The organism is Mycobacterium sp. IS-1742 (assembly GCF_001500125.1).
Classification (GTDB): Bacteria; Actinomycetota; Actinomycetes; order Mycobacteriales; family Mycobacteriaceae; genus Mycobacterium.
The window spans coordinates 242,188-257,036 of record NZ_LQIV01000042.1 but is presented as its reverse complement, the minus strand read 5'-3'; the positions used below and the strand labels follow the sequence as shown (position 1 = coordinate 257,036).

Sequence of the window (14,849 nt, the reverse complement as noted above, 5' to 3'; positions counted from 1 at the left end):
GGGGCGGGGCCTCCTGAGGAAGTGGCGCGCTCGGAGCTGGTGGCGCGCTCGGGCGAGGTGGCTGGTACACCGGAGCGGGGACGTACCCGGTGCTGGTGTTGATCGTGACGATCGAACCGGGAATGGTCCTACCCCGCGGAGTCGTACCGACGACGGTGCCCTTCGCCGACGAGCTGTTCACCGCCGTCGGCTGCGGGGCGACCTGAAAGCCAGCTTTGGACAACTTCTTTCGCGCCGCATCGAGGTTCAGCCCGGTCACGCTCGGTACCTCGCTGCCGGGACCGCCGTCGACGTAGCGCGGATCGGTGGGGGGCATGGCGACCGGGCCGAAGTCGTTGGCGATCGGCTTCATCGCCATGTACCAGGTCCGGGCCGGTTCCGTTCCGCCGTAGAGGTCACCGTCGCTGCATTGGCGCAGAGGGTACGAGCACAGTCCTGAGGGGGTCGGGGAGTCGTTGAAGATGTAGTTCGCGGCGGCGTACTGATTGGTGAAGCCGAGGAAGCCCGACGACCGATGTGACTCGGTGGTGCCGGTCTTGCCCGCCATCGGGAGATCCCATCCGACCGAACCGGCAGCGCCCGTGGCGGTTCCGCCGGTGTGGTCCTTGCCCAGCGCATTGGCCATCGTGTTGGCGAGCCCCTCGGGGACGACCTGCTCGCAGGGCGCCGTCGCGAGGGCCACCTCATCGCCGTTGCGGTCAAAGACCTTGTCGATCGGGCTGGGCGGGCACCACATTCCTCCGGAGGCCAGCGTCGCGGCGACGTTGGACAATTCGAGCGCGTTGAGCTCCAGCGGCCCGAGCGTGAACGATCCGAGGTTCTGCCGCTTGACCCAATCGGCGATGCTCTCGTTGGATTCAGGGTCGTACGCGCGCGCGGTTCCGGGCTCGGCGTAGGACCGCAGCCCGAGCCGGACCGCCATGTCCACCGCGCGCGGAACACCGATCTGGGAGATCAATTTGGCGAACGCGGTGTTGGGCGATTTCGCGAGCGCATCGGTGACATTCATCTGACCGGCGAACCCGGAGACGTTCCTCACGCACCAGGTCTTCGGGGGGCACCCCGGCTCGGAGCTGTCGCCCAGTCCGGTGCCCCGAAACGTCTGAGGCACATCGAGTGTGGCGTTGATACCCATCCCCATCTCCAACGCCGCGGCCGTGGTGAAGATCTTGAAGATCGAGCCGGCGCCGTCGCCGACGAGAGAGAACGGCTGCGGTTGCACCGTCTGGCCGGCGTTGATGTCCAGCCCGTAAGTGCGGCTGTCGGCCATCGCGGCGATGCGGTGGGCGTCCTTGCCGGGCCTGATCACGCTCATCACGCTGGCCACGCCGACGGCCGTGGGGTCGGCGACTTCGTCGATGGCGTTCTTCACGCCGTCCTGGACCTTCGGGTCGAGGGTGGTGCGGATCAGATAGCCGTTGCGGGTCACGTCCTCCGTGCTCAGACCCGCGCGGGCCAGGTACTCCATCGCGTATGCACAGAAGAACGCGCGGTCGCGGGCGGCGATGCAGCCCTGCGGCAGCGGATCGGGCCGCAGCAGCACGCCCAGCGGCCGGTCCTTGGCGGCGCGGAGTTCGTCGGCCTTGTCGGGCAGGTTCTCGATCATGGTGTTGAACACCACGTTGCGCCGTTCGAGCGTGGCATCGGGGTGGGTGTACGGGTCCAGCGAGCTGGGGGAGCGCACCATTCCGGCCAGCATCGCCGCCTGCTCCCAGTTGAGTTCGCTCGCATCGACACCGAAGTAGGTCTTCGCGGCGTCCTGAACACCGAACGCGCCGTTGCCGAACGACACCAGGTTCAAGTAGCGGGCCAGGATCTCCGCCTTGGGCAGCGCCGCGTCCATGGCCAGGGCCGCACGGATCTCGCGGAGTTTGCGGGCCGGGGTGTTCTCCACCGCGGTGCGCCGGTCCGCATTGGTCTTCGCCTTCACCAGGAGGTTGAAGTTCTTGACGTACTGCTGCTCGAGCGTCGACCCGCCGCGGGTGCTTTCGGCGCCCTGAAGGTAACCCGCCAGGCCGGTCAGGGTGCCCTGCCAGTCGACGCCGTTGTGCTCGCTGAAACGCTTGTCCTCGATCGAGATGATCGCCAGCTTCATCGTGTTGGCGATCCGATTGCTGGGAACCACCCAGCGGCGCTGCTCGTACAGCCACGCGATGGGGTTCCCTTCCGTGTCCACCATGGTGGAGACGATCGGCGCGTCACCCTCGAGCAGTTGTGTGAATTCTTCGGTGGCCGAATCGGATACGCGTAGAACCGCCGTTCCGGCGCCGCCGACAAATGGGAACATCAACGCCGCCGTGAGCAGCCCGGCGGCGAGGCAGCAGCCCACCAGTCTGGCGAGCGCTTCCCACTTTGCCCGGCGCTGGACGCGCATGGCGTCAGCTTAGGACGGTTCACGGGTCCTGACAGCGGATTGCGCGGGACTCGCGGCGGTCTACTGGTGGCGTTGAGCCCGACACCCGCTGGTGCCACAATCGACGTATGGACTCGGGCCCGCTGGGCCGGAGATCGGTCGGCCTCCGCTCGGACCTCGACACGCTGTCGGCGCCGTGCCGCGTACTTGGTCGGCTTCCGTTGCCCGATGAGCGACTGAGCCCGAGGACGAACCCGTCGCGGAGAGCTCGTGGTCGCCGATGCAACGGCGCCGAGGCGGCGTCGGGCGGAATGGAGTCATCATGATCACCCTCTACGCGGTGGCCGGCGCAGTCGCACTGACACTGCTCTGTCTCGTGTCCAACGTGCGCGTGATCCAACAGTTCGAACGCGGCGTGGTGTACCGGTTCGGACAGGTGCAATCCCGGGTGCGCGAGCCCGGGCTGGCGCTGCTGATCCCGATCGCTGACCGCCTGCAGAAGGTGAATATGCAGATCATCACGATGCCGGTGCCCGCCCAGGACGGCATCACCCGCGACAACGTCACCGTTCGGGTCGATGCGGTCATCTACTTCCAGGTGGCCGATCCGGTGCGGGCGGTTGTCGACGTACAGAACTACATATCGGCCATCGGGCAGGTCGCGCAGACGTCGCTGCGGTCGATCATCGGCAAGAGCAACCTCGACGACCTGTTGTCCAACCGCGAACACCTCAACCAGGGCCTGGAGTTGATGATCGACAGCCCGGCGCTGGGCTGGGGCATCCACATCGACCGCGTCGAGATCAAGGACGTGATCCTGCCCGACTCCATGAAGCGGTCGATCGCCCGCCAGGCCGAGGCCGAGCGGGAGCGACGAGCCAGGGTCATCACCGCGGACGGCGAACTGCAGGCCTCGCAGAAGCTGGCCGCCGCGGCCGGCGTGATGTCCGAACAACCTGCGGCACTGCAACTGCGGCTGCTACAGACCGTCGTGGAGGTGGCCGCGGAGAAGAATTCGACCCTGGTGCTGCCCTTCCCCGTCGAACTGCTTCGCTTCCTGGAACGGTCCACCCCGCAGGCGCACGGCGAGAGCCCGGCCGAGGATGACGTGTCGCGCTCGGACACCGACGTTCAGGCTGCGCTGACGGCGTCGCTGTCGGGCCTATCGTCTGCACTGACGCAGTCTCAATGTGGCGTCCAGTTCGGTGACGCGTCAGTGCTTGAGCCATAGCAGATTCCCCGTTGTTGCTGACGCAGACGAACAGCACCTTCGGGTGGCTGGGCATCCGTCGATCAGCGCGTGAGCGCCACGCCGAGCTCGGCCAGCAGTCGCCGCACGCGGTGTTCGATGTCGTCGCGGATCGGGCGCACCGCGTCGAGGCCCTGCCCGGCAGGGTCGGGGAGTTCCCAATTCTCGTAACGCTTTCCGGGGAACACCGGGCAGGTGTCCCCGCAGCCCATCGTGACGACGACATCGGCGGCCCGCACGATCTCGTCCGTCCAGGGTTTGGGGTACTCGCCGGTGATATCGATGCCGACCTCGCCCATCGCGGCGACGGCCGCGGGATTGATCTGGTGGCCGGGTTCGGAGCCGCCCGACCACCCCACCGCCCGGCCGCCGGCCAGATGGGTGAAGTAGCCCAGCGCCATCTGGGAGCGTCCGGCATTGTGCGTGCACAGGAACAGCACGGTCGGCTTACCGTCGGCGACCCTGCCTTCCACCCGGGCCAGGGCGTGCAGCCGCTGCCGGGCGAACCGCTCGGCCAGCAGCGGGAGGGAGTCGGGATTCATTGCACGACCGGCCAATTGGTCGTACGCGGTGTTCAGAATCCGTTCGATCGTCTCCACCCCGAACGTGGACCCGAACTCCGCCTGCAAGGTCCCGAGAGGGCCGGTCACAGGGGTGTCGGTCATGAGGGCTCCGTTCCTGTCCTCGAGTCGGTGGGCAGGTGCTCATGGGTGTGGTGGCTGAACCGCTTGCGCAGTGCCAGGGAGACGTAGACCAGTGCGACCAGGACCGGCACCTCGATCAGGGGCCCGACGACGCCGGCCAGCGCCTGGCCCGAGGTGGCGCCGTAGGTCGCGATCGCCACGGCGATGGCCAGCTCGAAGTTGTTGCCCGCGGCGGTGAACGCCAGGGTGGTGGTGCGTTCGTAACCGAGGTCGAGCACGGTGCCCAGCAGATACCCCCCGCCCCACATGATCGCGAAGTAGGCCAGCAGCGGCAGCGCGATGCGCACGACATCCATTGGGCGGCTGGTGATCTGATCACCCTGCAGCGCGAAGAGGATCACGATGGTGAACAGCAGTCCGTACAGCGCCCACGGTCCGACGCGCGGCAAGAAGCTCGATTCGTACCAGTCGCGGCCTTTGGCCTTCTCGCCGAAACGGCGCGACAGGTAACCCGCGGCCAGCGGGATGCCCAGGAAGATGAGCACCGACTTGGCGATCTGCCACGGGGAGGTGCTGATGGAGGTCTGCTCGAGACCGAGCCAGCCCGGCAGCACCGACAGGTAGAACCAGCCCAGCGCCGCGAACATGACGACCTGGAACATCGAGTTCAGCGCGACGAGCACCGCGGCGGCCTCGCGGTCTCCGCAGGCCAGGTCGTTCCAGATGATCACCATGGCGATGCAGCGCGCCAGGCCGACGATGATGAGGCCGGTGCGGTATTCGGGCAGATCGGGCAGCAGCAACCAGGCCAGGGCGAACATGAGTGCCGGGCCGAGCACCCAGTTCAACAGCAGCGAGGACAGCAGAAGTCTGCGGTCCCCGGTGACGGTGTCGAGCCGGTCGTAGCGCACCTTGGCCAGCACCGGGTACATCATGATCAACAACCCGGCCGCGATGGGCAGCGAGATCCCGTCGATCTGAACGCTTTCCAGCGCGGTGTTCAGGCCGGGGATCAGGCGACCCAGAAGCAGTCCGGCGGCCATCGCCGCGCCGATCCACACGGGCAGGAACCGGTCCAGGGTGGACAGGTTGCCCACCACTGCCGGTGCGGCGCCGGCGGTGGTGGTCACGCGGGAACCCCGGTCCAGGTGTCGACGCCCAGCAGCACGGCGAGACTCGCCAGGGCGTCGGGGACGACGGTGTAATAGACCCAGGAGGCGCGGCGCTGCGAGGTGAGCAGGCCGGCGTCGCGCAGGACCTTGAGGTGATGTGACACGGTCGGTTGCGTCACGTCGACTCCGTCGGAGACGTCGCAGACGCATGCCTCGCCGCCTTCGCGGCTGGCGATCGCGGAGAACAATTGCAGCCGAACAGGATCGGCGAGTGCCTTCAGCTTGACCGCCATATCGGCGGCTTCGGCGGCCGACAGCGGTTCACGCAGCAGGGCACCCGGCGCGCAACATGCGTCGGGAGCGGACCTGCCGTCCGGTGACTTCGACATGCATCGATATTGACAGTGATCGATATCGTGCGCAAGGCGCTGCCGGGTGCGGTGGTCGCGAGGCCCACCGCACCGTGGGCGTCAGCAGCAGGACGGGGCGGCGTCGGCGGAAGGCCGATCGGTGCCCTGGGCTCCGCAGCACACGCCGGCGTCCTCGGCGTTGTCGTCGAGGTGCTGTGGGCTGTTCCCGAAGGTGTCGGAGTCCGCGAGCACTGTGTAGACCTCCCACTTCTCGCCGGCCGGCCCGGTCACCCACACCTTGTCCTGGGTGGCGAAGCAGCATGTGGTGCCGATCTCCTCGTCGGTGAACAGACCCTCACCGGCGAGGCGGGCGATCTCGGAATGAACGGTCTCGCTGGAGGCGACCTCGACGCCCAGATGGTTGAGGGTGCCGCCCTTGCCGGGGTTCTCCAGGAGCACCAGCTTCAGCGGCGGCTCCGCCACGGCGAAGTTGGCATACCCGGGCTTCACCTTGGCGGGGGACGTGTTGAACAGCTTGGTGTAGAAGGTGATCGCTTCGTCGAGGTCGTCGACGTTGAGCGCCAGTTGTACGCGGGACATGGAGCCCTCCTCGGGTTGTTTGACATATATCGAAATGACGCGTCACGGCCCAGCATGCCACCTTTTAGATATATGTCAACATCTCTGGCAGACTGGTGTCATGCCCAAAGCGCTGCCCGTCATCGACATGTCCGCACCGGTGTGCTGTGCCCCGGTGGCTGCCGGCCCGATGAGCGACGACGACGCGCTCCACGTGGCCCTGCGGCTGAAGGCGCTCGCCGACCCGGCGCGTGTGAAGGTGATGTCGTACCTCTTCTCCTCCGCGCAGGGGGAGCGGAACAGCGGCGACTTGGCAGAGGCGCTGGGGCTGAAGGAGTCGACGGTCAGTCATCACCTCACCCAGCTGCGCAACGCCGGCCTGGTCGTCTCGGAGCGCCGCGGCATGAATGTGTATCACCGTGCTCATCCGGAAGCCATGCACGCGCTCTGCCTGGTGCTGGATCCGAACTGCTGCCGGTGAACCCCGGGCCGGGCCGACCTGCGGAGAACTCCCGTCCTACTATCTGCGTATGAATGCAGATAGTGCGCGATGCGCGAGGCGTCTGCCCGACGACGAGGCCAACCTCGTGGCCGAGGTTTTCCGGATGCTGGCCGACCCCACGCGGGTGCAGATCCTCTGGGCGCTGGTGAGTCACGAGAAGTCCGTCAACGACCTCGCCGCTCACGTCGCGAAGCCGAGCTCCACGGTGTCGCAGCACCTGGCGAAGCTACGCATGGCGCGCCTTGTCCGCACCCGCCGCGAGGGCACCACCATCTTCTACAGCCTCGACAACAACCACGTCGCGCAGCTGGTCACCGACGCGGTCTTCAACGCCGAACACGCCGGGCCCGGCGTCCCCGGCCATCACCGCGATGCGTCCGATCTGGCCGCCCTGCACGCCGACGTCACGCCGAACGGGCGACCGTCATGACCCACGAAGCCAAGTCCGTGAGCCACGGCCACGACCACCATCACGACCACTCCCACGAGGGACGCGGCGGCAAGGTGGGCGCCGCCGTCCGCGAGGTGTTCGCACCGCACAGCCACGACGCCGCAGACAGCATCGACGACGCCCTGGAATCCAGCGCCGCCGGTATCCGGGCGGTGAAGATCAGCCTCCTCGCGTTGGGCGCGACAGCGGTTGCGCAGTTGGCGATCGTGCTGGTCTCCGGATCGGTCGCACTGCTCGCCGACACCATCCACAACTTCTCCGACGCGCTGACCGCCATCCCGCTGTGGATCGCGTTCGTGGTCGGCACCAAGGCCGCCACCCGCCGCTACACGTACGGATTCGGGCGCGCCGAGGACATCGCCGGCCTGTTCGTCGTCGCGATGATCGCCCTGTCGGCGATCGTGGCCGGGGTCGAATCGATCCGCCGCCTCATCAATCCGGTGCCCATCGACCACGTGGGCTGGGTGGCCGCGGCCGGTCTGGTCGGGTTCATCGGCAACGAACTCGTGGCCCTGTACCGCATCCGGGTCGGGCGCCGCATCGGCTCGGTCGCCCTGGTCGCCGACGGACTCCACGCGCGGACCGACGGATTCACCTCGCTGGCAGTGCTTTTCGGAGCCGGCGGAGTCGCCTTGGGCTTCCCGCTGGCCGACCCCGTCATCGGGCTGGTCATCACCGTCGCCATCCTCGCCGTGCTGCGCACCGCCGTGCGCGACGTCTTCCGCCGACTCATGGACGGTGTGGAACCCGAGCTGGTCGACAAGGCCGAAGCCGCGCTGGCCGCCGAACCCGGCGTGACCGACGTGCGCGCCGTGCGGATGCGGTGGATCGGCCACCGCCTGCATGCCGACGCCGAACTCGACATCGACCCCGCCGTGAGCCTGGCCGACGCCCACCGCATCGCGCACGAGGCGGAGCACACCCTCACGCACGCGGTTCCGAAACTCTCGTCGGCTCTGGTGCACGCCTACCCGGCGAACCCGTCCCTGCGCCGCTAGCGCGTCAACCCCAGCAGCGGGGGAACCAGGTACCGGCGCGCGAACGACCGGGCGGCGTCATCGTCCCCGAGCGCGACGTTCTGCGACGGCGTCAGCACGAACGACACGATCACCCGGACCGTGACCTCGGCGACCTCGAGTAACTCGATCTGCGTGCGGCTGTCGTCGGGCAGCGCCACCGCCAGCTGGTGGGCCAGGAACGACGAGGCGGTCCGGACGACGCCGTCGCCCTCGACGGTCAGGAAGGGCAGCACGGTTTCGGGTTCGGTGGCGAGCAACCGTTGCAGCAGCGCGTGGTCGCGCAGCGTGGTCAGCGTGAACACGAACCCTTCGACCAGCTTGTCCTCCGCGTCGGCGTAACCGCCGGCTTCGGCGGCGAGGTCGGAGAGGAACCGCTCGAGCTCGCGCAGCAGGACCGCCTCGACGATCGCGTCCTTGTTGGCGAAGTTGCGGTACAGCGTGACGCGGGCGAGCCCGGACCGACGCGTGATGTCCTCGACGGTGGAGCGGCGAATCCCCAGAAGCTCGAACTGCTTCAACGCCGCGTCGAGGATGCGCTCGGCGTTGCCCTCGGCCGTCGGCGACCCGAAGCGCTGCACCGCCTTGGCGAGCAGGCCGCTGTACTTCATCAAGGCAGTGTAAACGCTGTTCGGACGCTATTGATACAAACGAACCAGGAATGTATCTTCAGTTCATATGGCACTCGGTGCCCTGGACAACCGCGATCGGCAGGAGGCTCGTGATGGCCATGACTTCTTCGACGGGAACCGCTCCCAGTCGGGACGAATTCTCCGAGCGCCTGCTGCGGGGGTCGGCCAAGAAGTCGTACGCACCCGTCGTCGACATCGACTGGGACACGCCGGTCGTCCCGGACACGTTCTTCCTCCCGCCCACCATGGTGTCGCTCTACGGCACACCGATGTGGGAACGGATGACCCGCGAGCAGCGGATCGAACTCTCGCGCCAGGAGTTCGTCAACCTGCTCTCGGCCGGCGTGTGGTTCGAGAACATCCTCAACCAGGCGCTGTTGCGGGGCCTCATGCACGCCGACGCCACGTCGGCCTCGACCCACTACTCACTGACCGAACTCGGTGACGAGACCCGTCACATGGTCATGTTCGGCCGCACGATCGACGCCGTCGACGGGAAACCGTTTCAGCCGAAGCGTTTTCAGCGGATGATCATCAACGCACTGCCGCTCGTGTTCCAGAGGTCGGTGCTCTGGATCGCGGCGCTCGTCGGGGAGGAGATCTTCGACGCGTTGCAGCGCCAAATCCTCGACGATCCCGACGTGCAGCCCATCGTGCGCCGCATCATGCGCATCCATGTCACCGAGGAGGCGCGGCACATCCAGTTCGCCCGCGACGGCGCCCGCCGGGCCGTTCCCGCCATGCGGCCGGTCAACCGGTATCTGCTGGCCACGATTCACGGTGCGGGTGGCCCGTTCTACCGCTACCTGTTCACCAACCGCGCGGTGTACCACCGCGTCGGTCTCGACGGCCGGGAGGCTCGCCGGCAGGCACGCCGCAACCCGCACTTCCACCAGACGATGCGCGACGGGTTCGCGCCGCTGGCGGCGTTTCTCGAAGACGTCGGCCTGATGAGCCGGATCGGTCGACGGATGTGGAAACGGAGCAGCTTCCTGTGACCCTCGCTGACGATGGCGTGTTCGACGGTGACGCCGAACTGGACGTCGCCGGCGTGCGCTGCCCGGTCCGGGTCCGCCTCACCGGTCACCTGAACCCGATCGACGGCCGGTATCACTGGCAGGGTCTGGCCTATGGGGCGCCCGACGAGGTTCAGCCGGGCAAGTCGGCGCAACTGCTGATCGGAACGCGCAGTGCGGTCGTGCGCGTGGTCGAGAAGATCCCGTCGGGGCAACTCATGGTGAGCGGAGTGGGGGCGCCGCCGTACGACCTGGTGTCTGAATGAGGGTCGGCGAGCAGCGGCGATTTAGGGTTTGAGCGCCACGGCCAATAGAATCGCCGGGCAATGACCGATACCGCCTCAGGTGTGTCGACGGCCACCGAGTCGCGAACAACCCGGATCCTCGCCGAAGCGCAGCGTCGCAGAACGTTCGCCGTGATCAGCCATCCCGACGCCGGCAAGTCCACCCTGACCGAGGCCCTGGTGCTCCACGCCAAGGCGATCACCGAGGCGGGCGCCATCCACGGCAAGGCGGGCCGCCGCGCGACGGTGTCGGACTGGATGGAGATGGAGAAGGCCCGCGGCATCTCGATCACCTCGACCGCCCTGCAGTTTCCCTACCGGACCGCCAGCGGCGAGACCTGCGTCATCAACCTGCTCGACACCCCCGGCCACGCGGACTTCTCCGAGGACACCTACCGGGTGCTGACCGCCGTCGACTGTGCCGTGATGCTCATCGACGCCGGCAAGGGTCTCGAACCGCAGACGCTCAAGCTCTTCCAGGTCTGCCGGCACCGCGGCATCCCGATCATCACGGTGATCAACAAGTGGGACCGGCCGGGCCGCCACGCGCTGGAGTTGATGGACGAGATCCACGAGCGCATCCAGCTGCAGACCACCCCGCTGACCTGGCCCGTCGGTATCGCCGGCGACTTCAAGGGCGTTCTCGACCGGCGCAGCGGAATGTTCATCAAGTTCACCCGGACCGCGGGCGGGGCCACCGCTGCGCCCGAGGAACACATCGACGCCGCACGCGCCCACGAGGTCGCCGGCGACGACTGGGAGAACGCGGTCGAGGAATCCGAACTGCTGTCGGCGGACGGCGCCGACTTCGACCGGGAGTCGTTCCTCAAGTGCACCTCGACGCCGGTGCTGTTCACCTCGGCGGTGCTCAACTTCGGCGTCAACCAGCTCCTCGACGTGCTGGCCCAGCTGGCACCTGCGCCGAACGGTCAGGTCGATGTCGACGGCAACCGACGCGAGGCCACCGCGCCGTTCAGCGCGTTCGTGTTCAAGGTCCAGGCGGGGATGGATTCCGCGCACCGCGACCGGATCGCCTACGCGCGCGTGTGTTCGGGCACCTTCGAGCGCGGCGACGTTCTCACCCACGGCGCCACCGGCAAGCCGTTCGTCACCAAGTACGCGCAGTCGGTCTTCGGCCAGCAGCGCTCCACGCTGGACACCGCCTGGCCGGGTGACGTCATCGGCCTGGCCAACGCCGCCGCGCTGCGCCCGGGCGACACCCTGTATCGCGATGTCTCCGTGCAGTATCCGCCGATTCCGAGCTTCTCGCCCGAGCATTTCGCCGTCGCGCGGGGCACCGATCCCAGCAAGCACAAGCAATTCCGCAAGGGGATCGAGCAGCTGGACCAGGAGGGCGTCATCCAGGTGCTGCGATCGGACCGGCGCGGCGACCAGGCACCGGTGTTCGCCGCTGTCGGCCCGATGCAGTTCGAGGTCGCCAGCCATCGGATGGCCGGCGAGTTCAACGCGCCGATCACGCTCGAGCCGCTGCCGTACACGGTTGCGCGCGTTGCCGATCCCTCAGACGCCGCGATTCTGCAGAAGCAGGCTTCGGTCGAGGTGTTCACCCGCTCCGACGGGGTGGTCATCGCGGTGTTCTCCAACAGGTGGCGTCTCGAGAACGTCGAGCGGGAACTGCCCGACGTGACACTGCGATCACTGGTCGCGGCGGAGGAGTAGCCGCGAGCTCAGAGGTCGAGGACCACCCTGGCGTTGTCCTTGGACCGGGACACGCAGATCATCATCGACGTATTCGCCTGTCGCTCAGCGTCTGTCAGCAGGTCGTCTCGATGATCGATCGCCCCGCCGAGCACCTTGGTCTCGCACGTTCCGCAGAATCCGCTGGTACACGAGAACGCCGTATCGGGCAGCGCGTCGAGGACCGCGTCGAGCACCGTGCGATCGGGCGGGACCGTGATCGTCATCCCGCTGCGCGCCAATTCGACCTCGAACGACCCGTCGGTCACGAGAGGCCCGGACTCGGCGTCGGCGGATGCGCTGAACCGTTCGACATGCAGGACGACGTCCGGGTATCGAGAAGTCGCCTCCTGAACGGCCGAGATCATCGCCGCCGGGCCGCAGCAGTACACGTGCGTTCCCGGTGCACAGCCTTCCAGCGCGCCGGTGAGATCCGGCAGCCCCCTCTCGTCGAAGGGGACAAGCTCCACCCGGTCCCCGCCGAGGGCGGTCAACCGGTCGACGAACGCCATCGACGACAGAGTGCGGCCCCCGTAGACCAGCCTGTAGCGGGGTGAGTCGTGCAGGGCGTGCAGCTCGTCGAGCATGGCCGCGATCGGGGTGACACCGATTCCGCCTGCGAGGAACAGGTACTCGGGTGCCGGTGTCAGCGCGAAGTTGTTGCGCGGAGCCTCGACCTCGACGAGGTCGCCGACGCGCAGCTGCTCGTGCACTTCCCGAGAACCGCCGCGTCCGTCGACGACCAACAGCACCGCGACGGTGTAGCCGGAGGGATCGTCCCCTGGTCCACACAGCGAATACTGCCGCACCAGACCGGATTTGAGGGTGATCGACAGATGCGCGCCGGCCGTCCACGGCGGAAGCGGCGCCCCCTGCGGATCCCGGAAGGTGACCGAGATGACGCCGTCGGCCTCGAGGCCTAACTGGGTGACGCGCAGTCTCATCGCGCCCCGACGGATTGTGATCCGTTGGTGGCGGGCGCATCCGTGCGTTCGCGCGCGGCTTGGATCGTCGTCACCGCGTACTGGGTGGCGCGGCGATAGTTGAGCGTGTAGATGTCCGCCGGGGCGGAGACCTCGAGCGCCTGACCCGCGAGCGGTACCTCCTTGGGCTCCAGTCCCTCCAGGACCGGGGTGTCCTCGTTGAAGACCGCGGTCTCGAGTTCGAGGATCTCGTCGACGGTTCCGCCGGTGAAGTTCGCGTCGGTGGCCACCGCCCAGTAGATGACGCACCGGTCGTAGCTGACCGGGGACGGGAAGTCCATCAGGTACCGCTTACCGAGGTCGCCCAGGTCGAACAGGATCGTGGCGATACCCGGCGCGTACGAGTGGTAGTGCATCATCGCGTCCCCGACGTCGGAGTAGTCCGAATCGGGCACCTGCTTGTAGAAGTACGACGACCACACCTCGCGGCCCTCCCTCTTCACCTCGAGGTCGGGCACCGCGTGCTCGATGTCGCCCATCGTCCCGCTGTGCACGAACGGGAAGTGCGCCATATCGCGGAAGTTCTCGGTGGCGGCCATGAAACCGCATTCCGCCGGGATGGGTTCGGCTGCACGCCACTGCAGATCCAGATCCGAGATCTCCGGTGGGTTCGGGACGTCGAAGACCGGATCCCCGAGGCACGTCCAGACGTGTTCGAACCGTTCGATCACCGGATACGCCCCGACCGCGGCCTTCGGCGGGATCCGCCCGCCCGCACCCAGCGACGGGATCGCGGTGCACGAACCGGACTGACCGTCGAATCGCCAACCGTGGTAGGGGCATTGGATGCTGTCGCCGACGACGGAACCATCGGCGAGGTTGGCGCCGCGGTGAATGCAGCGCCGGTCGGTCACCCTGGCGGCGCCGGTGGAATCGCGGAAGACGACCAGCTTCTGGTCGAGCAACTGCGCCTCGCGCGGCTGATCGTCGATGTCGCGCGAACGCGCCACGACGAACCACACGTGCTGGTAGGCCTCGCGCAGGCGTTCGGGGGTGAAGGCACTGGTGTCCATGAGGTTCTCCTCGGCGTCTGAACTGGGGCTCAGGTGCAGCGCGGCAACACCATTGAGTTCCGGCAGGGTGCCGCACCGGCGGGGGTCATGTCTGAATGACAGTAAACCTACATTGCGCCAGTAGTTTGTCAAGCGGAGTTTTCCGGATCGTACGGTGGCCGAGCCCTTGTACCGTGACGGCGTGCGCTACATCGACGGCCAGGAGTACGCGACGGTCAGCGAGGTGGCCGAGGCGGCGGGAATCAGCCCGCAGACCGTCCGCCTGTGGGAGAGCCTCGGTCGCGTGGTGAGCCGCCGCAGCCCCGGCGGTCACCGGCTCTTCGATGTGGAGGCCGTCAAGTTGGTGGTCGACCAGGCCGCGCAGATGCGCCGCGAGGAGCGCAGCGGTCAGGCGCCACTGCCCGCCCCACCCGACGTGCGGGCGGCGGAGTTCGCGGCAACGGGGGCTCGTATCCGCGCCGCGCGCGAGCAGCGGGGATTGACCCAGGAGCAGGTCGCGGCCCGCGCAAGCATTTCGAGATCACTGTTGTCGGCGGTCGAGCGCGGCGAGTCCGGGATGTCGGCGCAGGTGTACAACCGGATCGCCGACGCGCTCGACATCCCGATGAGCGATCTCGCGCAGCCGGCACCCGGTCCGCGCTCGGTGATGCGACCGGGCGACAGGCCGCGGACGGTCCTGGCAGGCGGGGTCACGTGGGAGGAGTTGGCGTCCACCGGGCACTCCATGGCGCCCGCGATCCTCCTGGTCGAACCGGAGGGCTCCAGCGGAGGATCGGTCGTGGCGCTCCGGGAGCACTTCATCACGATCGTGACCGGTGAACTGACGGTCGACGTCGCACCGCCGAGCGAGCGGCACGTTCTCGGCGCCGGGGACTCCCTGATGATCCTGCCCGGCCAGTCCCACAGCTGGGTCAACCTGGGGGACGAGACCGTGCGCGCAGTGTGGGTCGAACAACTCAACGGCTGA

15 protein-coding genes and 1 pseudogene are annotated in these 14,849 nt (G+C 67.6%); 8 read left to right on the top strand and 8 right to left on the bottom strand.

Going from position 1 to position 14,849, the window contains the following annotated elements; all coding sequences use genetic code 11:
• On the bottom strand, positions 1-2,374 hold a 2,374-nt coding region (locus AU196_RS21820; RefSeq protein ID WP_059097149.1), incomplete at its 3' end, for a penicillin-binding protein.
• 301 nt (positions 2,375-2,675) lie between these two features.
• Between AU196_RS21820 and AU196_RS21815 the strand changes: the two genes are divergently transcribed.
• Positions 2,676-3,584: an SPFH domain-containing protein gene (locus AU196_RS21815; RefSeq protein WP_059097148.1), complete on the top strand. Its 909-nt coding sequence runs from the start codon at positions 2,676-2,678 to the stop codon at positions 3,582-3,584.
• 62 nt (positions 3,585-3,646) lie between these two features.
• Here AU196_RS21815 and AU196_RS21810 read toward each other — a convergent pair whose 3' ends face one another.
• The 4 genes and pseudogenes from AU196_RS21810 to AU196_RS21795 form a co-directional block, all read right to left on the bottom strand.
• On the bottom strand, positions 3,647-4,267 hold the full coding sequence (locus AU196_RS21810) for an arsenate reductase ArsC (protein ID WP_059097147.1): 621 nt from the start codon (positions 4,265-4,267) through the stop codon (positions 3,647-3,649).
• 38 nt (positions 4,268-4,305) lie between these two features.
• A pseudogene (gene arsB, locus AU196_RS21805) lies at positions 4,306-5,376 on the bottom strand (ACR3 family arsenite efflux transporter); the annotation flags it as partial.
• Positions 5,373-5,747, bottom strand: a complete 375-nt coding sequence (locus AU196_RS21800) for an ArsR/SmtB family transcription factor (RefSeq protein ID WP_059097145.1) — start codon at positions 5,745-5,747, stop codon at positions 5,373-5,375. The pseudogene arsB and the gene AU196_RS21800, both read right to left, overlap by 4 nt.
• An 81-nt stretch (positions 5,748-5,828) precedes the next feature.
• Positions 5,829-6,308, bottom strand: a complete 480-nt coding sequence (locus tag AU196_RS21795; protein ID WP_059097144.1) for an ArsI/CadI family heavy metal resistance metalloenzyme — start codon at positions 6,306-6,308, stop codon at positions 5,829-5,831.
• Between the two features lie 100 nt (positions 6,309-6,408).
• Between AU196_RS21795 and AU196_RS21790 the strand changes: the two genes are divergently transcribed.
• From AU196_RS21790 to AU196_RS21780, 3 genes are read left to right on the top strand one after another with little or no spacing between them, the layout of a single operon-like run.
• Entirely contained in the window at positions 6,409-6,768 is a 360-nt protein-coding gene (locus AU196_RS21790; RefSeq protein WP_059097143.1) for an Rv2640c family ArsR-like transcriptional regulator, read from the top strand.
• A gap of 49 nt (positions 6,769-6,817) precedes the next feature.
• Positions 6,818-7,219, top strand: coding sequence for an ArsR/SmtB family transcription factor (locus AU196_RS21785; RefSeq protein ID WP_059097142.1), 402 nt, complete (start codon positions 6,818-6,820; stop codon positions 7,217-7,219).
• Positions 7,216-8,238, top strand: a complete 1,023-nt coding sequence (locus tag AU196_RS21780) for a cation diffusion facilitator family transporter (RefSeq protein ID WP_059097141.1) — start codon at positions 7,216-7,218, stop codon at positions 8,236-8,238. The genes AU196_RS21785 and AU196_RS21780 overlap by 4 nt, the downstream gene beginning before the upstream one ends.
• Here the strand turns inward: AU196_RS21780 and AU196_RS21775 are convergent.
• Positions 8,235-8,867, bottom strand: a complete 633-nt coding sequence (locus tag AU196_RS21775) for a TetR/AcrR family transcriptional regulator (RefSeq protein ID WP_059097140.1) — start codon at positions 8,865-8,867, stop codon at positions 8,235-8,237. The genes AU196_RS21780 and AU196_RS21775 overlap by 4 nt on opposite strands.
• Positions 8,868-8,986: 119 nt before the next feature.
• On the opposite strand from AU196_RS21775, the gene AU196_RS21770 reads away from it, so the two are divergent.
• Genes AU196_RS21770 through AU196_RS21760 form a run of 3 tightly spaced genes read left to right on the top strand, consistent with a single transcriptional unit; the run spans position 8,987 to position 11,868 of the window.
• Positions 8,987-9,886 (top strand): AurF N-oxygenase family protein, encoded by a 900-nt coding sequence (locus AU196_RS21770; protein ID WP_059097175.1) that lies wholly within the window; start codon positions 8,987-8,989, stop codon positions 9,884-9,886.
• Complete coding sequence (locus tag AU196_RS21765) at positions 9,883-10,170, top strand: DUF4873 domain-containing protein (protein ID WP_059097139.1); 288 nt, start codon at positions 9,883-9,885, stop codon at positions 10,168-10,170. Before AU196_RS21770 ends, AU196_RS21765 begins: the two co-directional genes overlap by 4 nt.
• Positions 10,171-10,230: 60 nt before the next feature.
• Positions 10,231-11,868: a peptide chain release factor 3 gene (locus AU196_RS21760; RefSeq protein WP_059097138.1), complete on the top strand. Its 1,638-nt coding sequence runs from the start codon at positions 10,231-10,233 to the stop codon at positions 11,866-11,868.
• Positions 11,869-11,876: 8 nt separating this feature from the next.
• Here AU196_RS21760 and AU196_RS21755 read toward each other — a convergent pair whose 3' ends face one another.
• The gene (locus tag AU196_RS21755; RefSeq protein WP_059097137.1) at positions 11,877-12,830 is read right to left on the bottom strand and encodes a PDR/VanB family oxidoreductase; all 954 of its coding nucleotides are present in this window, start codon (positions 12,828-12,830) and stop codon (positions 11,877-11,879) included.
• Complete coding sequence (locus AU196_RS21750; protein WP_059097136.1) at positions 12,827-13,882, bottom strand: Rieske 2Fe-2S domain-containing protein; 1,056 nt, start codon at positions 13,880-13,882, stop codon at positions 12,827-12,829. Before AU196_RS21750 ends, AU196_RS21755 begins: the two co-directional genes overlap by 4 nt.
• A gap of 154 nt (positions 13,883-14,036) precedes the next feature.
• Between AU196_RS21750 and AU196_RS21745 the strand changes: the two genes are divergently transcribed.
• Positions 14,037-14,849 (top strand): helix-turn-helix domain-containing protein, encoded by an 813-nt coding sequence (locus tag AU196_RS21745; protein ID WP_059097135.1) that lies wholly within the window; start codon positions 14,037-14,039, stop codon positions 14,847-14,849.